Origin of the sequence: Kitasatospora sp. NPDC048239 (assembly GCF_043202015.1) — a bacterium.
GTDB lineage: Bacteria > Actinomycetota > Actinomycetes > Streptomycetales > Streptomycetaceae > Kitasatospora.
This window is the reverse complement of sequence record NZ_JBICZP010000021.1, coordinates 47,492-67,039: the sequence shown is the minus strand read 5'-3', so window position 1 is coordinate 67,039 and position 19,548 is coordinate 47,492. Positions and strand designations below refer to the sequence as shown.

Sequence of the window (19,548 nt, the reverse complement as noted above, 5' to 3'; positions counted from 1 at the left end):
CGGTCTGCATAGAACGACTCTGTAGACCGGTCTACATAGGGGCGGCGCTTCTCTGTAGACCGGTCTACAGAAAATGCCGCTATGTAGACCGGTCGTCATAAAGAGCAGTCTGTGGATCGGTCTACATAAAAACGGTCCTCTGTAGACCGGTCTACATATTTTGGTTTCCGTGAGGGCCTCCCCGTCGAGTGGCGGGGAGGCCCTCACGCCATTCGGCGGGTGTTGCTGTGAGCCGGGACGCATCGCCTGGTCATCGCCTTGTCAGCGCGACGATCTGTGGCCGAGGATTGCCACCTGACCACGACCCGTCGAGTGGCGGGACTGCGCCACGCCGTCTTCGGTGCGGCGCGGGGAGAGACAAACGGGGGAGCGGCGCCGTGTCCGATGTACCACTCAGCGCACTGGGGCTGGCCGACCCGGACGGTCAGGTTTACGCGTTGCTGGTGGCCAATCCGCAGTCCACGGCGGAGGACCTCGCCGGGCTCTGCGGGCTGACGCTCCAGCAGAGTCTGCGGGCGCTGGACCGGTTGGCGCAGCAGGGCATGGCGACCAGGGCGCCGGTGGACCGCCACCGCTTCCTGCCGGTCGCACCGGATGTCGCGATAGGCACCCTGATCGGCCACCGGGAGTCCGAACTGCGGCACGCCCGGGCCGAGATGCACCGCCTGATGGACGCCTTCCGGGAGGCCTCCCGCTACACCGACCCGGCGCACTCGGTCGAGGTGCTGACCGGCGGCGAGGCGATCGCCCAACGGCTGGAGCACATCACCGAGACCAGCCAGTACCAGGTCCGGGGCTTCGACTGCCCCCCGTACATCCAGGATCCGGTGGCCGGCATCCCGTTGCAGCGCAAGCGGATGAAGGAGGGGCTGCGGTTCCGGACCATCTACGACCGGGAGGCGGTGGCCTGGCCGGGTCGGCTGGAGAAGAACATCCTGGTCGGGGTCGAGGACGGCGAGGAGGCCCGGGTCCGGCCGGTGCTGCCGATGAAGATGGTCATGTCGGACGACCGGATGGCGATCATCCCGATCAGCGTCGGCGACAGCGTCCTGGACGCCGCGTACGTGATCCACCCGTCCGCGCTGCTCCAGGCCCTGGACACGCTGTTCGAGGCGGAGTGGGAGCGCGCCGTGCAGCTCCAGTCCGCGATCGGGGCCGAGGACGGCGTGCTGGAGCCGGAGGCCGACCACCGCAAGCTGCTCGGCCTGCTGGCGGCCGGCCTCACCGACGAGTCGATCGCTCGCTCGCTCGGCTGGAGCGCCCGGACCACCCAGCGCCGGCTCCAGAGCCTGATGCGCGAGCTCGGCGCCACCACCCGGTTCCAGGCGGGCATGGCGGCCCGGGAGCGCGGCTGGCTGTAGGCCTCCGCGAGGTCCCTCGCCGTCCCCGTCCCCGTGCCCGTGCCCGTCCCCGTGGCCTTGGCCGAGCGGCCCGAGGTCGCGGGGCTGCGGGGATCAGCTCCAGGGGCTGAGGCTCGCCCAGCGGCCGTCCGGGCCGCGTTCGACCTTCTCCAGGCCGACCACGGCGGTCCGGTTCAGCCGCCCGTAGATGTGCGGGAACAGCGCGCCGGGGGTGGCCCCGGGCGGCGGTGCGCCGTTCGGGGCCTCCCACTTCACCATCGGTTCCACCAGCGCCTCCTCGATCAGCAGCACCATCAGCGGACCGGGGGTGTCGGCGAAGAAGGCGTTGGCCACCGCGAGTGCCGTCTGCTCGTCCGCCGAGCAGTGGATGAACCCGTCGGTGAGCAGCGAGGCGGTGGCGTACGGCCGACCGGGGTCGGCGAGCCAGTCGTCCAGGGGGGCGAGGTGCAGGATCATGCTCCTGTTGTACCTGAACGGTTGTCACGACGGGGTTCGGCCGAGCGCACGCGGGCGGGGTGTCACAGGCCCGCGACCTTGGAGGTGGCGGAGATCTCGTACACCAGCGTCACCGTCCGGCGGGCGCCCGGGCCGAGCGGCAGGTCCCAGCGGACGATCCCCTCGGTGTCGAAGGCGTCCGGGGCGGGGGAGCACTCCTCCTTGCGCAGCCGTACCTCCACGGCCGACACCTCGGAGACCGGGACCCGCTCGCGCACCGAGACCAGCTGCTCGTCGCGCTCCTCCGGTCCGGAGAAGCGGGAGACGTGCAGCCGGACCGTCCGGGTGGTCACCGAGCGCTGGCTGAGTCCGGTGGTGGCCTGCCGCTCCTCGGTCTCGCGGACCACCCGGTAGCCGTCCGAGCTGCCGAACGCCAGCTCGGCGTCGGCGCCGGCCGCGGTGAACGGCATCTCGCCCCGGCCGGTGAAGCCGCTGCCGCGGACCAGTTCGACCGGGCCGGCCAGCAGCGCGTGCCCGGCCGCGTTGCGGAACCGGACCACCTGGGTGACCAGCGGCGACAGCTCCGGCGCGCACGCGAACTCGCTGCTCGCGGGGGCGCTGAAGCCGCCGAGCGGCACCCGGTGCGCCCGGCCGTCCGAGGGCACGGTGGCCGGTGCGGGCGCGCGCAGCACCCGGACCTCCCCGCCGTCGTCCACGCCCGGTACCGCCTCGGACGGGCCCACCGTGCTGATCGCCTCCTCGCGCAGCTCGACCTCGACGGTGCGGCGCTCCTCGGCGCTGCGCTCGCGCAGCATCAGCACGTCCTCGGTGAGCGCGGGCGGGGCGGTGGCCAGGGCCGACCGGGCGGTGGAGAGGGTGAGCCGGACGCCGTGCCAGTCCTCCCCGGTCCGCTGCCAGACCACCGCCTCCGACTCCAGATGCAGGCCGCCTGCGGTGAGGGTCGCCCGGTAGGACGGCCGCCACACCGCGCAGGGCACCAGGTGGCTGATGGTGAGGAGGGTGGGCCCGGCGGTGGCCGCCTCGACGGTGAGGTCCAGGTGCGCGACGAGTTCGGCGGGCTCCTCCTCGGCCTCGTCCAGGGTCCGGTGGGCGTCGGAGCGCTCCTGCTCCAGCCGGCGCAGCCGGGAGCGGACGGCGCGCAGCTCCTCGACGTACCGCTCGCGCTCGGCGTCCACCCGGTCCAGCTCACGGGTCCAGCGAGCCCGTTCGACCTCGCCCGCGCCGGCGCCCTCGCCGATCTCGCGGAGCAGGTCGGCGGAGAGCTGGGCCAGCAGTGCCAGCCGGGCCGCCAGGCGGTCGCCGGACTGCTCCTCGCGGCGGGCCTGCTCATCGAGCCGGTGGACCCGGTGGCGGAGCTCGGAGTCGGCCGGGCCGGGCGGCAGCGGGGCGCGCGGGGTCCAGGCGCGGACGATCCGGGCGTCCAGGACGCGCACACCCGCCCGGTCGGCCTCGGCGCGCAGGGTGCGGTCGACGGCGAGCGCGGTGACCGGGCCGAACCGCAGCCGCTGCACGCCGGCGGCGAGCTCGGCGGTGGCGGTGCGCTCGACCTGGCTGCGGTCCTCCAGGCAGGTGACCGCGGTGACCGGGAGGGGGATGGTGCCCTGGGGAGCGGGGCCGGAGTCGCCGGGGAGGGGGGTGGTGGTGCCGGTCATCGTTCAGTTCCTCCGGTTTCCGCCGACGATGGCCTTGCCGGCCGGGATGCGGATCTCGTAGCCGCCGTCGAGTTCGACCCGGCCGCCGGGCGGCAGTTCGACCCGCCAGAGCCGGGTGCTCGGCGGGCAGTCCGGCGAGGACTCGGCCGGTGCCCGCCAGTCGGCCCGCTCCTCGATCCGGACCTCGGCGTCCGACGTGACCGGGACGCGTTCGCGGACCTCCACGGTGACCGGGTGGCCGAGCCGGTTCGCCAGTTCGACGTGGACCCGGTGGTCGAGGACGGTGCTGCTGTTCAGCATGCCCGCGGTGGACTCGCGCAGCTCGGTGCGGCGCGCCACCTCGACGCTCTCGGTCACGCCGACGCCGAGCCGGCGCTCGCCGCCGGGGGCGAGGGTGGGGAGGGCCGCGGTGAGCAGGAACTCGTCGTCGACGGTCACCTCGACCGGGCCGGCCAGTACGGCCTGGGCGGTCCGGTTGGCGAGCACCAGCGTGCCGTAGACCTTCTCCTCGACGGAGGGGACGGTGACGTACTCGGAGCGGACGGCCACCGGGATCTCACCGATCGTGACGGTGTGCCAGGCGCCGTCGGACGGGATGTCGGCGGGGGCGGCGGCGTCGAAGCGGTGGTCGAAGGAGCCCGCCGAGATGCGGGGCAGGACGGCGTGGCGGGGCAGTGGGAGGGCCGCCACCGCCGAGCCGGCGGCCACCCAGGGCCTCGGCGCGGGCGGCTGCAGGGTGCCCCGGCGGGCGGCGGGCTCCTCGGGGCCGGCCAGGACGAGGGACGGGTAGTCGAGGAGGGCGGCGTCGGGGGCGGGCGGGGCGTCGTAGCCGGGCACGGCGTCGGGGGCGAACCCGGCGGCGGGTCCGTAGCCGGAGAACGGCCCGGCTCCGCCGGGGGCCGCCGGGGCCGGGGCCGTCACGGGAGCGGGCGGGGGCCCGGAGAACTCGGGGGCGGCCTCGGCGCCGCGCCGACGGGCTCGGCCGGGGCCGGACGGGCGAGGGGCCGGGCCACCAGGCTGGGGCATCCCGGGCGGCGGCGGGGCGCCGTAGCCGCCGAAGGCGGGGGGCGGCAGGGGGAACTCGTCGGCTGCCAGGCTGCCACCGGGGCGGCGGAACAGCTCGGGTTGCGCGGCGGGGGCCGGGGCGGCGGCCGCGACGGGCAGGGCGCCCATGGATGCGGCGCCCACGCGCGGCGAGGCCACCGGTCCGGCGGCCGCACGTCCGGCGGGCACGGGGGCCGGGCCCGCCGCCTGGTAGCCGGCGAAGAGGTCGGCCAGGCCGGACGGGGGCTCGCGCCACCCCGAGGGCGGCGGGGCGGGCTGGCTGCGGCCGATCCGCAGGGAGCGCAGCCGGGGCAGGTCGGTGCGCCGGTCGAGGTCGGCGGTGGACAGCGCGAGGCGTACGCCGGTCCAGTCCTCGCCGGTCTGCTGCGCCAGCGAGGCGCGCAGGACCAGGCGGCCGGAGTCCTCGCCCTGGCGGTAGGACAGGCGGTATGCGGGTACCCAGCGGGCGGCCGGGACGCCGTATTCGAGTTCGAGGTCGAGTTCGGGGGCTTCGGCGGGTTCGGTGGTCTGGACGGGCTCGCCGGGTTCGGTGCCGTGGGCGGGCGCGGGCGCGGGCGCGGGGGTGTGGGCGAGGCTCAGGGTGAGGAGGACGGTCGCGGAGGTCTCCACGGGCCGGGTGGGCCCCGCGGTGGAGGCGCGCTCCAGCCGGGCGGTGAGCACCTCGATCGCGTGATCGGCGAGCCGGAGCTCCTGGGCGAGGCCATCGGCGCGCCGGTGCAGTCCGGACAGCCGCTCGTCGACGAACTCGGCCAGCTCCAGCCAGGCGTCGGCGGGCGTGCGGCGGTGCGGTTCGTCGTCGCGGCGCGGCGGCGGCACGGCGCGCAGCCCGGCCGTCTCGGCGATGGCCGAGAGGACCAGGCGGTGGCGCTCGCGGATGGCGCTCCCGCGCTCCCTGGCCTCGTCCAACAGTCGCTGGAGCTCGGGGAGTTCGTCCTCGGTGCGGAGCTCGGCGACGGGGTCCAGACGGGCCTCGGTGACGGTGGTGCCGGGCGGCCCGTCGAGCACCCGGGCGCGCAGCGAGCGCCCGTCGAGCACCTGGGGCAGACCGGTCAGCCGGAGCCGTCCGTCCGGGGGTACGGGGACCCGGGCCCGGCGGCGGCACACCGCGCCGGCCGCGTAGACCACGACGGAGTCGAGCACCGAGGTGTGGGCCGGTACCTCCGACCCGCCCGGTGGCCGGCCGTCCGCCGTGCCGCGCCGGTCGTCTGCTGCCATGCGCTGGTCGTCTGCCATGCGATGGTCGTCCACCCAGCCAACCCCTTCGTTAGCGCCGCGCCCTGCTCGGGCGGCCAGTCTGCCCCCAGCCGGCGCGGGCGTCGTCGGATTTCCGCGTGTTGCCGCATCCGGGCCGCCCGCGTGTGGCGGGTGCGGCCCGTGTGGTGGCCCGCGTGGTGTGGGACGGGTTGGGGGCGGAGGCGGTTGCGGTCCGGCGGGGGCGGCCGGGGGCAGGGTGAGTGCGGGGCGGGCAGGCGGGTGCGGGAGCGTGCGCGGGCGGGGTGCGTGCGGGGCCGTCGCGGTGTCAGGGGTGCGTGCGGGGGCGGGAGGTGGCGGGGTGTGGCCGCGGGGACGGCGGGGATGCGAGAGGATGGGTCGAGCACGTCCAGGTAAGCCCCGTGAGGAGAGCCACCCCGCCATGCGCACTGCCGCCGTCGTCGGTACCGGACTCATCGGCACCTCCGCCGCGCTGGCCCTCACCGGCCGCGGGCTGACCGTCCATCTGGAGGACGCCGACCCGGACTCGGCCCGCACCGCCGCCTCGCTCGGCGCCGGTGTCATCGACCCCGCGGACGGCCCGGTGGACCTGGCGATCATCGCGGTACCGCCGGCGCTGGTGGGCACCGTCCTCGCCGACTGCCAGCGGCGCGGTCTGGCCCGCTGGTACACCGACGTGGCCAGCGTCAAGGCCGGGCCGCGCGCCGAGGTGGTGGCGCTCGGCTGCGACACCGTCCACTACATCGGCAGCCACCCGATGGCCGGCCGCGAGCGCTCCGGCCCGCTGGCCGCCCGGGCCGACCTGTTCGAGGGCCGCCCCTGGGTGCTCACCCCCACGGCCGACACCGACACCGAGACGCTCAACGCGGCCCTGGAACTGGTCGCGCTCTGCGGCGCGATGCCGATCGTGATGGACGCCGCCGCGCACGACCGCGCCGTCGCCCTCGTCTCGCACGCCCCGCAGCTGCTGTCCTCGCTGGTCGCCGCCCGACTGGAGCACGCCGACGAGACGGCCATAAGGCTCTCCGGCCAGGGCGTCCGGGACGTCACCCGGATCGCGGCCTCCAACCCCGGCATGTGGGTCGACATCCTCTCCGCGAACGCCGGCGCCGTCGCCGACATCCTGGACGAGGTCGCCGTCGACCTCGTCGACACCGTCACCGCGCTGCGGGCCCTGCAGGCCGCCGAGGACGGCGAGCGGCGGGCGGGCGCGGTCGGCATCGAGGCCGTGATGCGCCGCGGCAACACCGGCCAGGCCCGCATCCCCGGCAAGCACGGCGCGCCGCCCACCCGGTACGAGACCGTCGCCGTCGTCCTCGGCGACCAGCCCGGCGAGCTGGGCCGCCTCTTCGGTGAGGTCGGCGCGGCCGGGGTCAACATCGAGGACGTCCTCATCGAGCACTCCAGCGGGCAGCAGGTCGGTTTCGTCCAGCTGTCGGTCGCCCCCGCCGCGGTCAAGCCGTTGACGGTGGCGCTGCGGGCGACCGGGTGGAGCGTCCGGGACTGATCCAGGGCGTCTGGCCGGTCGGCGGGGGTCCTGCCGGGGCCCGGGGCCGGTGTCCCGGGTCCGGGGGCTGAGGGGGCTGGGTGCGGACGGGCCGGGGCGGGGGATGGGTAGGGCCGGGGGCTGGGCAGGGCCGGCGGGGCGTGCCGGTACAGGCTGGGCGTACGGGTGCGGGGCCGGGCGGGGCGGGGTTCCGCACCGGTCCATTAACCTTGAGGGGGGCATCCCTCGGTTTCGGGTTTACCGCCGGGCCCCCGTCCGGGCTCCACCCGGGTTCCATCACCGGGTTTCACCGCCCCACGTTCAGATTTCACGCTTCAGGTTTCAGGATTCAGAGAGAGGTTCTGCCGTGGACACTGCCGACCGAGCGAACGCCCCGGTCGTCGTCGCCATCGACGGACCCTCCGGCTCGGGCAAGTCGACCGTCTCGCGGGCGGTCGCCGCCCGGCTGGGGCTGAGCTTCCTGGACACCGGCGCCATGTACCGGGCGATGACCTGGTGGATGCTGGCCAACGACGTGGACATCGAGGACGCCGAGGCCGTGGCCGTCGCCTGCGGAAAGCCGGTGATCGTCTCCGGTACGGACGCCGACGGTCCGACCATCACCGTCGACGGCCAGGACGTCTCGGGCCCGATCCGGGGCCCTGAGGTGACCGGGCAGGTCAGCGCCGTCGCCGCGGTGCCGGCGGTGCGCACGCGGCTGGTGGAGCTCCAGCGCGGCTGCGCCGGGGTCGCCGAGCGCGGCATCGTCGCCGAGGGCCGGGACATGGGCAGCGTGGTGTTCCCGAACGCCACCGTCAAGGTCTTCCTGACCGCCTCGGAGGCCGCCCGCGCCGAGCGCCGCGCCGCCGAGCTGAGGGCCAAGGGCGTGGACGAGGCCACCATCACCGCGATGGCCGCCGACCTGGCCCGCAGGGACGCCGCCGACTCCTCCCGGGAGACCGCCCCGCTGGCCCAGGCGGCCGACGCCGTCCTGGTGGACACCAGCGAGCTGACTCTCGACCAGGTGATCGACACGATCACCTCGCTGGTGGAGGAGCGGGCCGGCCTTTCGGCGGTCTGAGCCCTCCACCCGCATTTCATGCAGTAACCCGCGCTGCCCGGAACCGGGCAGGTACGCACGGCGTGCCCCTGGGAAGGGCCGCGCCGGGAAACGGAAAACGGAACATGACCGCAGAGCACGCCGCCACCGGAAACGGTGAGCTGGACAGCGCCGACTACGCCGAGTTCATGGCGCTCGCCGCCGAGGAGGGGTACGAGTTCGACGGCGTCGACGGCCTCGACGGCGCCGAGCACGTCCCGATGCCGGTGCTGGCCGTCGTCGGCCGGCCGAACGTCGGCAAGTCGACCCTGGTGAACCGCATCATCGGCCGCCGTGAGGCGGTCGTCGAGGACAAGCCGGGCGTCACCCGCGACCGCGTCAGCTACGAGGCCAGCTGGAACGGCCGCCGCTTCAAGGTCGTCGACACCGGCGGCTGGGAGATCGACGTCCTCGGCATCGACGCCATGGTGGCGGCGCAGGCCGAGCTGGGCATCGAGACCGCCGACGCGGTGCTGTTCGTCGTCGATGCCACCGTGGGTGCCACCGACACCGACGAGGCCCTGATCAAGATCATCCGCCGGGCCGGCAAGCCGACCGTGCTCTGCGCCAACAAGGTCGACGGCCAGTCGACCGAGGCCGAGGCCGCCTACCTCTGGTCGCTCGGCCTGGGCGAGCCCTACCCCGTCTCCGCCCTGCACGGCCGCGGCTCCGGCGACCTGCTCGACGCCGTGATGGAGGCGCTGCCCGAGGCCCCGCCGCAGAACTTCGGCGACCTCGCCCCCGGCGGCCCGCGCCGGGTCGCACTGATCGGCCGGCCGAACGTCGGCAAGTCCAGCCTGCTCAACAAGGTCGCCGGCGAGGAGCGGGTGGTCGTCAACGAGATGGCCGGCACCACCCGTGACCCGGTCGACGAGATGATCGAACTCGGCGGCAAGACCTGGAAGTTCGTGGACACCGCCGGTATCCGCCGCCGCGTCCACCTCACCGCGGGCGCCGACTTCTACGCCTCGCTGCGCACCTCCGCCGCGCTGGAGAAGGCCGAGGTCGCGGTCGTCCTGGTCGACGCCAGCGAGACCCTGGCCGAGCAGGACACCCGGATCATCTCGATGGCAGTCGAGGCCGGGCGCGCCGTCGTGATCGCCTACAACAAGTGGGACCAGCTGGACGAGGAGCGCCGCTACTACCTGGAGCGGGAGATCGAGCGCGACCTCGTCCAGGTGCAGTGGGCCCCCCGGGTCAACGTCTCGGCGAAGACCGGCCGGCACATGGAGCGGCTCGTCCCGGCGATCGAGACGGCGCTGGAGGGCTGGGAGACCCGGATCTCGACCGCGCGGCTGAACGCCTTCCTCGGCGGGCTGGTAGCGGCCCACCCGCACCCGATCCGTGGTGGCAAGCAGCCGCGCATCCTGTTCGGTACCCAGGCGGGTGCGCGGCCGCCGCGGTTCGTGCTGTTCGCCTCGGGCTTCCTGGAGGCGGGCTACCGGCGGTTCGTCGAGCGCCGGCTGCGCGAGGAGTTCGGCTTCGTCGGGACGCCGATCTCGATCTCGGTGCGGGTGCGTGAGAAGCGCAAGCGCAAGTAGCAGGCGTAGGGCCGAGTAGGGGCCGGGGGCCGGGTCTGGGAGACCTGGCCGCCTGGCGGCCTGGTCGGTTGTAGGGCTGTTGGGCGAGGGCCCCACCGCTTCGGCGGTGGGGCCCTCGGCCGTTGGGTGCGCGGTGTGTGTCGTGCGTCCTGGGGTGCTCTGTGGTGCCTGTGCCCTGTCCCCTGTGCCCTGTGCTGGTCGGGGCTGGTCGGGGCTGGTCGAGGCGGGTCGGGGCGGGTCGGGGCGGGTCGGGGCTGAGGTGCTGGTCAGTGCTGCTCGGTGCTGCGGCCCGGGGGGAGGGAGAGCAGGTTGCGGTGCCGTCCGCCGGTGGTGGTGCCGGGACCGGGGTGTGGCGTGGGCATCGGGTGCGGGACCGGGCCCAGGTAGCCGGCGGCCACCCAGCCCTGACCGTTGGCGAACTGGGCGGCGGGGGCGGGCTGGCCGCCGTGGCCGGACTGCGGATGCTGGCCCGACTGGCCCGACTGGCCCGACTGGCCCGACTGGCCCGACTGGGCGGGTTGGGCGGATTGGCCCACGTGACCGGCCTGGCCCCCGTGGCCCGCGTGCCCGGCCGGGGCGGTCTGGCCGGTCGTGTGGGCGTGGCCGGTGCCGTCGCTGGTGTGCCCGGCCGGTCCTGTCACACCCGGACCGGTCTGCTGGTTCGGCATGAACTGCGGGAGCCCGAGAGCCTGGCCGCCGTAGCTCTGGAACGCCTGCTGCTGCGGGTACGGGCGCGGGTCGGCCAGCACCGGGTAGCCGTCGCGGACCGCGAACCCGGTGAACTTCATGTTCTCCTCGCCCGACCGGTCGCCCGGCAGGGCCCGGAACAGCCGCCGGTACTCGGAGTACAGCTCGTCGTAGATCGGCGTCGTCGAGTGCGGGTGCTCCGCGTCGAACGACGGGCGCATGCCCGGGATCGCACGGGTGCCGGTGGTGGAGCGACGGTGGGATGCGGAGACGTCGTAGCTGTACACGTAGGGGCCAACGAGCGAGAGCGCTGGGGGATGCGGGGTGCACCGGCCCGGTCGGAAGGTGGCCTATGCCGGTCCGGGGGCGGCTCCGGGAGGGCGCCGGGGCGGCTCGGGAGCCGTCCGAGGGCGGACTCGGAGCGGTCCGAGGGCGCTTTCGGGGCATCGACGTCGGCGACCGTGGGGCGTCGGCGTCGGACCGTGGGGCGCCGGCGTTCGGCGTCGGACCGTGGGGCGGTGCCGGTCGGCAGGGGGACCGCCGACCGGGCCGGGTGCGTCCTGCAGCCCGGGCGCTCAGGTGCCGGCGAGCGGGAGGGAGGCGGCCACCACCTGTCCCTTGGCCACCGCCCGCTCCAGTGCCTGGCGGAGCAGGTCCTCGCGCGGCTGGCGGCCGACCATCCCGGCCGGCACCGCGTACATGGTCACCTCCGAGAGCTGGCCCGCGGCGATCCGCCAGGCGTCGGTGACCTGGAGCGGCTGGTGCGCCTGCCACCAGCCGGTGCTGCCGCCGGCGGCCGCGGGCTGGAGGATCGCGTGCAGCTTGCCCATGGCCACCAGTACGGACCAGCCCGGCAGTTGGTCCGGCGTCTTGTTGAGGTCGGCGACGGGCTGGAAGCCGGCGTCCTGCAGCAGGTCGAGGAACTCGTCCGTGCCGGAGGTGTTGCCCGGCCGGCCGACCGGTCCGGTGGGCTCGACCACCAGAGCGGCGTGACCGGTGTCGGCATGCAGCACGAGTCCGCAGGTGATGCCGAGGATGGCGGCCTGGCCGGGCGCGCTCGGCTGCGCGCCGGACGCGCTGGGCTGGGCCTGGGCGGACTGCGCCGGGACCGCCGCCGCGGCGGGCGCCTCGGCGGGTGCGTCGCCCTGGGCCTGGCTGATGCTGCGCACCGCGCCGAGCAGCTGCTCCTCGGAGACCGGCACCACCTGGGACGGGATGCAGCGGGCATGGGCGAAGGCGAGCACCGCCGTCTCCTCGCCGACGAACAGGACGGTGCTGGTGGGCTCCTGGAACGAGTCGCCGGGGGTGCGGCAGGAGGTGCACTCGTAGCCGTCGGGTGCGTGGGCGCCGCCCAACAGGCGGTCGGCCTCGTCGTCGCCGATCTCGGATCGGACCTCGTCGCTGACATCGAGCATGCGCGGCACTGAGACTCCTTGAGTGTGGGTGTGGGTGTCGGTGTTGGTGGTTTTGGGCGTCGGGGGTGGGGCTGGGCGGTGCGTGGGGCGGGTCTTCGGTGGGGCGGTCTGCAGGTCGGGCGGGGACGAACGGTGGCGGGCGGGGCGGGGGTGCGGCCCGGCCCGGGGCCAGGTCGGCGGCCGATGGGATCCGGGTCCGCATCCGGCCGCCTTTACCAACGGGCCCCTGTGTCAGGGGTCACGGGTGGCCGTCGAGGGTGACGGGAATTGCCCCGGATCCGACCGCAGTGCGTGTTTCGGTAGTCACAATGTGTCGATGTCGGTGGAAGGCCTGGCGGAATGAAACCGTGAGGTGGGTCACGGGTGGCCGATGTTTGATCTAGGAAATGACGGTTAAATCGGACAATTCGGGCACGTTTGCATGGTCATTACCGGCGGTAACGCCTGGCTGAGCTGGGGAGACCGCCGCTTGTTTGGATCCCTGGCGGCCGACTCGTAGCTTCATTGGCGGTGCAACGAGCACCACCCGGGTTCACCTCCGATGCACAGCCCGCCGGCTCACCCCGGCGCAGGCCGTGCCCGCCGATGCGACTGCTCGAACAGGTCGCCGGTGTGTGGCGGGTGGCCGGGGCGGCGCGGCACGTCGGACACGTGCACGGCCGCCCAGCGGACGCGGCGAGCGAAATCGGCCCTTCGAGGGTCTGGTTCCGCATGCCCGCCCGGGGCTGTCGAGAGGAACCTCATGACCTTCCGTAACGAGACCGCCGCTGCCACCACCTCCACCGTCACCAAGCGCAACCGCGTTCGGATGGCTGTTGTGGCGGGCGCCGCTGTCGCGGCCCTGCCGGTGGCCGGCCTCGTCACGGCCACCTCGGCCTCCGCCGCGTCCGTCTCCACCTGGGACGCCGTCGCCCAGTGCGAGAGCGGTGGCAACTGGGCCATCAACACCGGCAACGGGTTCTACGGCGGTCTGCAGTTCACCTCCAGCACCTGGGCCGCCTTCGGTGGCACCGCCTACGCCGCGCAGGCCAACCTGGCGACCAAGGCGCAGCAGATCTCCGTCGCCGAGAAGGTCCTCGCCTCGCAGGGCCCCGGCGCCTGGCCCGTCTGCTCCGTCAAGGCCGGTCTGACCAAGGGCGGCGCCCCGGCCGCGGTCGACACCTCCGCGGGCTCGACCGCCACCGCTGCGCCGAAGCCGGCCGCCACCGCCGCGCCGAAGCCGGCTGTCACCGCCGCGCCGAAGCCGGCTGTCACCGCCGCGCCGAAGCCGGCTGTCACCGCCGCGCCGAAGCCGGCTGTCACCGCCGCGCCGAAGCCCGCCGCTCCGGCCGCCACCGCCGCGCCGAAGGCCGCCGAGGCCCCCAAGGCCGCCGCTGCCGCGCCGAAGTCGGCCGACGCCGCCAAGTCGTGGAAGTCCGACAACGCCGCGAAGTCCGCCAAGGCCGCCCAGCCGGCGAAGCCGACCTCGAACGACGCCCAGCAGGCCGCCGGTGGCAACTACACCGTCAAGTCCGGCGACACCCTGAGCTCGATCGCCGCCGCCAAGGGCCTCGACTGGCACGACCTGTACAACGACAACGCCAAGGTCATCGGTGCCAACCCCGACCTGATCCTCCCGGGCCAGACCCTCACCGTCTGATCCTGGTAGGGGTTGTCCTCGCGCCGAGCGCGTTGCACCTCCGGTCCGATCGGCCGCTTCTCCGCTGTGCGGGGGAGCGGCCGTCGGCGTGTCCGGCGTGTCGGGTCGGTTGTGGGTGTCCGGCACCTAGGGTCGGCTGCTGTGCCTTCACAGCGTTCGTAGGATCAGCCGGGAATCGTTCTTGATGCGCTTGCGCGCGGTTTTGGGCGCGCACCTGGACGCGGGCCTGGGTGCGGCGCCGGGGGCGGCGGGGGTGCCGCGGTCGAGGTGGCCGGTGCCGGGGGTGGTGCCGGTGTTGCTGGTGGTGTCGGCTGTGCTGCTGTCGGTCCAGGTGCTTGCCGCGGGGCTGCCGGGTGGCGCGCGGGCCAGTGCCTCCTCCACCGTCGCGGACATGATCTGGGACGAGCTCGCCGAGTGCGAGAGCGGCGGCGACTGGCGGGCCGACACCGGGAACGGCTACTTCGGCGGCCTGCAGATCTGGCCTCCCACCTGGGAGGAGGCGGGCGGACTGCGCTTCGCGAACCGGCCCGACCGTGCGAGCCGGCGCCAGCAGACCGCCGTCGCCGAGGAGATCCTCCGGATGCAGGGCTGGGAGGCCTGGCCGGTGTGCGCGCGGGAGATCGGGATGATCGACGATCGACGGTCGGTCGAGCGGGTGTCGGCCAGGTGATCGGCCCGCCGGGCGGTCGGCATCCGGACGGTGTGCATCCCGGCCGGCCCGAGCCCGCTGTACCCGGGGAGAGCCCGGGCGGCCCCGCTGCGCGAGGATGGTGGTGTGGCTCAGGGTGAACTCTTCGGCGGACCTCCCGGCAACCTCACCGGCGAACTCTTCCCGCGCGCCCGGTCCGAGCCCGCACCCGGCGCGGTGCTCGTCCCCGGCTGGCTGGACGCGGAGGCGCAGCTGCGCCTGGTCGCCGACTGCCGGGAGTGGGCACGCCCGCCGGCCGGGATGCACACCGTCCGGATGCCGACCGGCGGTGTGATGTCCGTACAGATGGTGAGCCTGGGCCTGCACTGGTACCCGTACGGCTACCGGCGGACCGCCGCCGACGGCACCCCCGTGAAGCCGTTCCCCGCCGAGCTCGGCCGCCTCGCCCGCCGGGCCGTCGCCGATGCGTACGGCGACGCGTGCGCCGACATCGCGGGCGCGGACCGGTACGAACCGGACATCGCGATCGTCAACCACTACCCGCACGGCGCGAAGATGGGCCTGCACCAGGACCGCGACGAGCGGACGGACGCCCCGGTGGTCTCGCTGTCGATCGGCGACACCTGCGTCTTCCGGCTCGGCAACACCGAGACCCGTACCCGGCCGTGGACCGACCTGGAGCTGCGCAGCGGCGACCTGCTGGTGTTCGGCGGTCCGGCCCGGTTCGCGTACCACGGCGTGGTCCGGACGCTGCCCGGCACCGCGGACCCGGCGCTCGGCCTGACCGGGCGGCTCAACATCACCGTCCGCCAGTCCGGGCTCGGTGTGGGTGGCGGCGGGTTCGGTCCGGGTGGTCAGGGTGACGGGTTCGGTCCGGGCGGTCAGGGTGGCGGGTTCGGTCCGGGTGGCGGTGGGCCTGGTCCGGGTGCGGGCGGGGGCGGTTCGAGCAGCCGGGGAGGCCTGAGGCGTCCCCGTTCGAGTGAATCGACAGCGGTCGCCCTGGTGTGCGGGAATTCCCGGGCTCGCTGGAGAATTCGAGTGGGCTGAACAATCCGATAGAACGGGCGTCGGCAGCCGGGCGGAGGACCTCCGGTCGGGCCGGGCCGCCCGGAGAGGAAGCGCACGCATGGGTACCCCCGTCGACGAACTCGTCGAACTGCTGGACCTTGAGCAGATCGAACTGAACATCTTCCGCGGGCGCAGCCCCGAGGAGGCGCTGCAGCGGACGTTCGGCGGCCAGGTGGCCGGCCAGGCGCTGGTCGCGGCGGGGCGCACGGTGGACGGCGACCGTCCGGTCCACTCGCTGCACGCCTACTTCCTGCGCCCCGGTGTGCCCGGCGTGCCGATCGTCTACCAGGTCGACCGGATCCGCGACGGCCGCTCCTTCACCACCCGCCGGGTGCTCGCCATCCAGGGCGGCCGGTCGATCTTCGCCCTCACCGCGGACTTCCACCTCCCCGAGCAGGGCGGCATCGAGCACCAGCTGGCGATGCCCGAGGTGTCCGACCCCGAGGACCTGCCCAGCGCGCTGGACGAGGTGGGCTCCCGGCTCGGCGAGCTGCCCCCGTTCATCAGCCGCAGGCAGCCCTTCGACATCCGCTACGTCGACCGGCTGCGCTGGACCAAGGAGGAGCTGGCCGGGGTCGAGGCGCGCAGCGGCGTCTGGCTGCGCACCAACGGCGCCCTGCCCGACGACCCGCTGATCCACGTCTGCGCCCTCACCTACGCGAGCGACATGACGCTACTGGACGCCGTCCGTGCCCCCGTCGAGCCGCTCTGGGGCGATCGGCACTTCGACATGGCCTCGCTCGACCACGCGATGTGGTTCCACCGGCCGTTCCGTACCGACGACTGGCTGCTGTACCAGCAGGAGGCGCCGATCGCCCACGGTGCGCGCGGCCTGGCCCGAGGGGAGATCTTCGACCGCAGCGGGCAGCTGGTGGTGTCGGTGGTCCAGGAGGGCCTGTTCCGTCCGCTCCAGAGCTCGTAGCGGCGGGGTCGGTGACCGGTTCGGTGACCGGTTCGGTGACCGTTTTGGCGACCTGATCGGTGACCGTTTTGGTGACCGGGTAGGCGGCCGGGTCGGGGCACGCGGCCGGGTTGTTGCGGGAGCATGGCAGCTTCCCCGGCCGGTGCCGTCCCGGGAATGATCCGCCCCCGGAGCCGGTGTTGAGTTGGTAGCGGACATGGATATGGACACGGACACAGGCACAGGCACAGACAACGGATGACCGAAGAGGTCAGAGACCGGAGTGGGAGGGCCTTTCGATGACGGCGACAGCCGCGGAGGAATGGAAGCACTGGAGCGACAGCAGGGCGGCGGCGGTGAGCACGCTGCACGGCCAGCTGGCGCTCGTCGGCACACACTGGCTGGAGCCCGAGCCCGCCGGGGTACCAGGCCTGCCCGGTCTCTGGTGGGCCGACGCGGAGGGCGTCCGGCTCCGGGCGGCCGCTGCCGAGGGCATCACCGTGGCGGGTGCGACGGCCCCGGTCGACGGTGAGGTGCTGCTCCGGCCGGACACCGACCCGGCCGCCGACACCGCCTCCCTGGGCGAGCTTCGGCTCGTCCCGATCGAGCGGGAGGGCGAGCTGGCCCTGCGGGTCTTCGACCCGGCCGCGCCCCGCCGGGAGTCCTTCGCCGGTATCTCCGCGTATCCCTACTCGCCGGAGTGGGCGGTTCCGGCCGTCTTCACGCCCTTCGAGGGCGGCGTCGACCAGGCCGTCGTCGTCCCCAACGCCGACGGCAAGGAGCGCCCGCTGATCGTCGCCGGCCAGATCGCCTTCACCGTCGCCGGGGAGCACCGGACCTTGACGGTCAGCGGCTCGGCCGCCGGCCTCAGCGGCGTCATCGCGGACGCGACCAGCGGCAGGGACACCTACCGCTTCCGCTTCATCACCCTCCCGGTGCCCGACGCGGACGGTCACACGGTGCTCGACCTCAACCGCGCGTACCTGCCGCCCTGCGCGTTCGCCGACCACTTCATCTGCCCCTTCCCGCCGCCCGGCAACCGGCTGGACTTCGCGGTCGAGGCGGGGGAGAAGCAGGTCCTGACCCGGTAGGCGTCCTGTTCGCGCGCCTGGCCCGGCTGGCCAGCTTGGCCTGCCTGCATGCTCGCCGTGGCGCGGCCCGCTCTGGCGCCGCCCGCTCTGGTGCCAGCCGCGCTGGCGCCGCCGGCCGGACCCCGGTGGGCGGCGCCAGGGCGGGCAGGACGACTATAGGTGGCTGTGTCGACCAATCATCCTGCGAATTCCTCCGCCGACTCGCCGACCTCGCCGCCGCCTGCCGCCGCCCCGGCCGCCGATCCCGTTCCCGCCTCCTCTCCCGCCCCCATCCCCACTTCCACCCCCATTTCCTCCTCCGTTCCCGACACGCCCTCCCCGCCGTGGTTCCGGCGCGTCACCCGCGGGGCCTTCGCCGACCTCAGCCCGCTGCGGGAGAACGCGGACTACCGGCGGGTCTGGTTCGGCCAGGCGGTCTCCTCCATCGGCCAGCAGATGACGGCCGTGGCGGTCTCCGTCCAGGTCTACGACCTCACCGGATCCAGCTTCGCCACCGGCCTGGTCGGCCTCTTCTCGCTCTTCCCGCTGATCGCCTTCGGCCTCTACGGTGGCGCGATCGCCGACACCGTCGACCGTCGGCGCCTCGGACTGATCGGATCCGCGGGCCTCGCCGCCGTCTCCGCCGTCCTGGCCGCCCAGGCGCTGGCCGGACTCGGACTCGTCGCACTGCTCTACGCGGCCGTCGCCGTCCAGGCCGGCTTCTTCGCGCTGAGCTCCCCGGCCCGCTCGGCGATGATCCCGCGCCTGGTCCCGAGCCATCAGCTCCCGGCCGCGAACGCCCTGAATACGGTCAGCATGAACCTCGGCCTCACCGTCGGCCCCATGGTCGGTGGCGTCCTCATCGGCGCCTACGGCGCCCAGGCCGCCTACCTGGTCGACACCGTCGCCTTCGGCGCCACCCTGTACGCGATGTGGCGCCTGCCCTCCATGCGCCCGCTGGGCGACCGCCGCGGCCGCGCCTCCGTCCTCGACGGCCTGCGCTTCCTACGTGAGCAGCCCAACCTGCGCACCAGCTTCCTCGCCGACCTCGCCGCCATGATCTTCGGCATGCCGCGCGCCCTCTTCCCCGCCATCGCGGTCACCTTCTACGGCGGCGACGCCCGCACCGTCGGCCTGCTGGTCTCCGCCCCCGCGGTCGGTGCCCTGGTCGGCGCCCTCTTCTCCGGCTGGGTCAGCCGGGTCAACCGCCAAGGCGCCGCGGTCCTCGTCTCCGTCGCCGCCTGGGGCCTCGCCATCGCCGCCTTCGGCCTGGTCCGCAGCCTCTGGCCCGGTCTCCTCCTGCTCGCCGTGGCCGGCTGCGCCGACACCGTCAGCATGATCTTCCGCAACACGATGATGCAGGTCGCAGCCCCCGACGAGATGCGCGGCCGCCTCCAGGGCATCTTCATCGTGGTCGTCGCCGGCGGCCCCCGCCTCGGCGACTTCGAATCCGGCGCCGTCGCCTCTCTCACCAGCCCCGCCACCTCCGTCATCAGCGGTGGCCTCGCCTGCGTCGCCGCCATCCTCCTCCTCGCCGCCCGCCGCCCCGCCTTCCTCCGCTACGACGCCCGCCACCCCACCCCCTGACCCCCGCCACCCGCAATACCTGGCAGCGAGCACCCCCCGACGTGCTGTATTGTTTTCCACGTCGCCGGGACACCGGAGACAAGGTCGAGAAGCCGAACAGCAGAGCCCCCCAGGCTCCACTGCAGGCAGCGAGACCACGGGACGTGGCGCAGCTTGGTAGCGCACTTGACTGGGGGTCAAGGGGTCGCAGGTTCAAATCCTGTCGTCCCGACAGTGATGTCGGAAGGCCGTTGGCCGGGAGTAATCCCAGGTCAGCGGCCTTTTTGTTGATGGCCCGACAGGTGGTAGACGGCCTGGCGTCCGCGGTCGGCTTCGAGCTGCTCGTGGGCGTAGGCGGCGATGTGGTCGTGGGCGAGCTCCTCCAGGCGCAGCTTGCCGAAGACGGGTATCAACTCGCAGAGCACGTAGGTGCGGTAGCGGGCGTAGGTGGTGGGCTTGAGCAGGAACTCCATCGACTTCAGCCACTTGGTGAGGTAGGCGGCCACCGTCTCGTGCGGGTCGGCGTCGAAGCCCAGTCGGCGCCCTTCGAGGAAGCGCCGAAGCGCCGTCTCGGCGGCGAAGGCATCCTCGAAGCCGCCACGGCGCACGGTGCGCCTTTGGCCGGTGAGTGAAGCACGGCGAACGTCCACGTGCCGTGCCCCTCCTCGGCCAGGTGCGGAC

15 protein-coding genes, 1 tRNA gene and 1 pseudogene are annotated in these 19,548 nt (G+C 73.9%); 11 read left to right on the top strand and 6 right to left on the bottom strand.

Annotated elements, in window-relative coordinates; genetic code table 11:
* Positions 1-377 precede the first annotated feature (377 nt).
* Positions 378-1,361, top strand: a complete 984-nt coding sequence (locus ACGFZP_RS35820; protein WP_392940932.1) for a helix-turn-helix domain-containing protein — start codon at positions 378-380, stop codon at positions 1,359-1,361.
* A 93-nt stretch (positions 1,362-1,454) separates the two neighbouring features.
* On the opposite strand, the gene ACGFZP_RS35815 is transcribed toward ACGFZP_RS35820, so the two are convergent.
* From ACGFZP_RS35815 to ACGFZP_RS35805, 3 genes are all read right to left on the bottom strand, one after another.
* Positions 1,455-1,817: a DUF952 domain-containing protein gene (locus ACGFZP_RS35815; protein ID WP_392940930.1), complete on the bottom strand. Its 363-nt coding sequence runs from the start codon at positions 1,815-1,817 to the stop codon at positions 1,455-1,457.
* Positions 1,818-1,879: 62 nt separating this feature from the next.
* The gene (locus ACGFZP_RS35810; RefSeq protein WP_392940928.1) at positions 1,880-3,469 is read right to left on the bottom strand and encodes a DUF4139 domain-containing protein; all 1,590 of its coding nucleotides are present in this window, start codon (positions 3,467-3,469) and stop codon (positions 1,880-1,882) included.
* A gap of 3 nt (positions 3,470-3,472) precedes the next feature.
* Positions 3,473-5,749 (bottom strand): DUF4139 domain-containing protein, encoded by a 2,277-nt coding sequence (locus ACGFZP_RS35805; RefSeq protein ID WP_392940927.1) that lies wholly within the window; start codon positions 5,747-5,749, stop codon positions 3,473-3,475.
* 418 nt (positions 5,750-6,167) lie between these two features.
* Here ACGFZP_RS35805 and ACGFZP_RS35800 point away from each other — a divergent pair, with 418 nt between their 5' ends.
* The 3 genes from ACGFZP_RS35800 to der all read left to right on the top strand — a co-directional run bounded on the left by ACGFZP_RS35800 (position 6,168) and on the right by der (position 9,872).
* Entirely contained in the window at positions 6,168-7,253 is a 1,086-nt protein-coding gene (locus ACGFZP_RS35800; protein ID WP_392940925.1) for a prephenate dehydrogenase, read from the top strand.
* Between the two features lie 346 nt (positions 7,254-7,599).
* Positions 7,600-8,313, top strand: a complete 714-nt coding sequence (gene cmk / locus ACGFZP_RS35795; protein ID WP_392940923.1) for a (d)CMP kinase — start codon at positions 7,600-7,602, stop codon at positions 8,311-8,313.
* A gap of 104 nt (positions 8,314-8,417) precedes the next feature.
* Positions 8,418-9,872, top strand: coding sequence for a ribosome biogenesis GTPase Der (gene der, locus ACGFZP_RS35790; protein WP_392940921.1), 1,455 nt, complete (start codon positions 8,418-8,420; stop codon positions 9,870-9,872).
* Between the two features lie 266 nt (positions 9,873-10,138).
* On the opposite strand, the gene ACGFZP_RS35785 is transcribed toward der, so the two are convergent.
* Together ACGFZP_RS35785 and ACGFZP_RS35780 are read right to left on the bottom strand one after the other, a co-directional pair.
* A complete protein-coding gene (locus tag ACGFZP_RS35785; RefSeq protein ID WP_392940919.1) occupies positions 10,139-10,780 on the bottom strand; it encodes a hypothetical protein in 642 nt (213 codons plus the stop codon).
* Between the two features lie 354 nt (positions 10,781-11,134).
* Positions 11,135-11,983: a hypothetical protein gene (locus ACGFZP_RS35780; protein ID WP_392940918.1), complete on the bottom strand. Its 849-nt coding sequence runs from the start codon at positions 11,981-11,983 to the stop codon at positions 11,135-11,137.
* A 733-nt stretch (positions 11,984-12,716) separates the two neighbouring features.
* Between ACGFZP_RS35780 and ACGFZP_RS35775 the strand changes: the two genes are divergently transcribed.
* From ACGFZP_RS35775 to ACGFZP_RS35745, 7 genes and pseudogenes are all read left to right on the top strand, one after another.
* Positions 12,717-13,613, top strand: coding sequence for a transglycosylase family protein (locus ACGFZP_RS35775; protein ID WP_392940916.1), 897 nt, complete (start codon positions 12,717-12,719; stop codon positions 13,611-13,613).
* A 301-nt stretch (positions 13,614-13,914) separates the two neighbouring features.
* The gene (locus ACGFZP_RS35770) at positions 13,915-14,283 is read left to right on the top strand and encodes a transglycosylase family protein (protein ID WP_392940914.1); all 369 of its coding nucleotides are present in this window, start codon (positions 13,915-13,917) and stop codon (positions 14,281-14,283) included.
* Positions 14,284-14,388: 105 nt separating this feature from the next.
* Positions 14,389-15,084 (top strand): annotated as a pseudogene (locus ACGFZP_RS35765) (alpha-ketoglutarate-dependent dioxygenase AlkB family protein); the annotation flags it as partial.
* A 304-nt stretch (positions 15,085-15,388) separates the two neighbouring features.
* Positions 15,389-16,252 (top strand): acyl-CoA thioesterase, encoded by an 864-nt coding sequence (locus ACGFZP_RS35760; RefSeq protein ID WP_392940912.1) that lies wholly within the window; start codon positions 15,389-15,391, stop codon positions 16,250-16,252.
* A 278-nt stretch (positions 16,253-16,530) separates the two neighbouring features.
* Positions 16,531-17,322, top strand: a complete 792-nt coding sequence (locus ACGFZP_RS35755) for a DUF1684 domain-containing protein (RefSeq protein WP_392940911.1) — start codon at positions 16,531-16,533, stop codon at positions 17,320-17,322.
* Between the two features lie 270 nt (positions 17,323-17,592).
* Positions 17,593-18,888 (top strand): MFS transporter, encoded by a 1,296-nt coding sequence (locus ACGFZP_RS35750; protein WP_392940968.1) that lies wholly within the window; start codon positions 17,593-17,595, stop codon positions 18,886-18,888.
* 137 nt (positions 18,889-19,025) lie between these two features.
* Positions 19,026-19,099 (top strand) — tRNA-Pro (locus tag ACGFZP_RS35745).
* Positions 19,100-19,139: 40 nt separating this feature from the next.
* On the opposite strand, the gene ACGFZP_RS35740 is transcribed toward ACGFZP_RS35745, so the two are convergent.
* On the bottom strand, positions 19,140-19,517 hold the full coding sequence (locus ACGFZP_RS35740; RefSeq protein WP_392940910.1) for a hypothetical protein: 378 nt from the start codon (positions 19,515-19,517) through the stop codon (positions 19,140-19,142).
* Between the last annotated feature and the right edge of the window lie 31 nt (positions 19,518-19,548).

Bases quoted from the DNA above. Each gene is read 5' to 3' on its own strand.
- ACGFZP_RS35800 (WP_392940925.1), top strand. From the start codon at position 6,168: ATGCGCACTGCCGCCGTCGTCGGTACCGGACTCATCGGCACCTCCGCC.
- ACGFZP_RS35775 (WP_392940916.1), top strand. From the start codon at position 12,717: ATGACCTTCCGTAACGAGACCGCCGCTGCCACCACCTCCACCGTCACC.
- ACGFZP_RS35815 (WP_392940930.1), bottom strand. From the start codon at position 1,817: ATGATCCTGCACCTCGCCCCCCTGGACGACTGGCTCGCCGACCCCGGT.
- der (WP_392940921.1), top strand. From the start codon at position 8,418: ATGACCGCAGAGCACGCCGCCACCGGAAACGGTGAGCTGGACAGCGCC.
- ACGFZP_RS35760 (WP_392940912.1), top strand. From the start codon at position 15,389: ATGGGTACCCCCGTCGACGAACTCGTCGAACTGCTGGACCTTGAGCAG.
- ACGFZP_RS35810 (WP_392940928.1), bottom strand. From the start codon at position 3,469: ATGACCGGCACCACCACCCCCCTCCCCGGCGACTCCGGCCCCGCTCCC.
- ACGFZP_RS35785 (WP_392940919.1), bottom strand. From the start codon at position 10,780: ATGCGCCCGTCGTTCGACGCGGAGCACCCGCACTCGACGACGCCGATC.
- ACGFZP_RS35805 (WP_392940927.1), bottom strand. From the start codon at position 5,749: ATGGCAGCAGACGACCGGCGCGGCACGGCGGACGGCCGGCCACCGGGC.
- ACGFZP_RS35755 (WP_392940911.1), top strand. From the start codon at position 16,531: ATGACGGCGACAGCCGCGGAGGAATGGAAGCACTGGAGCGACAGCAGG.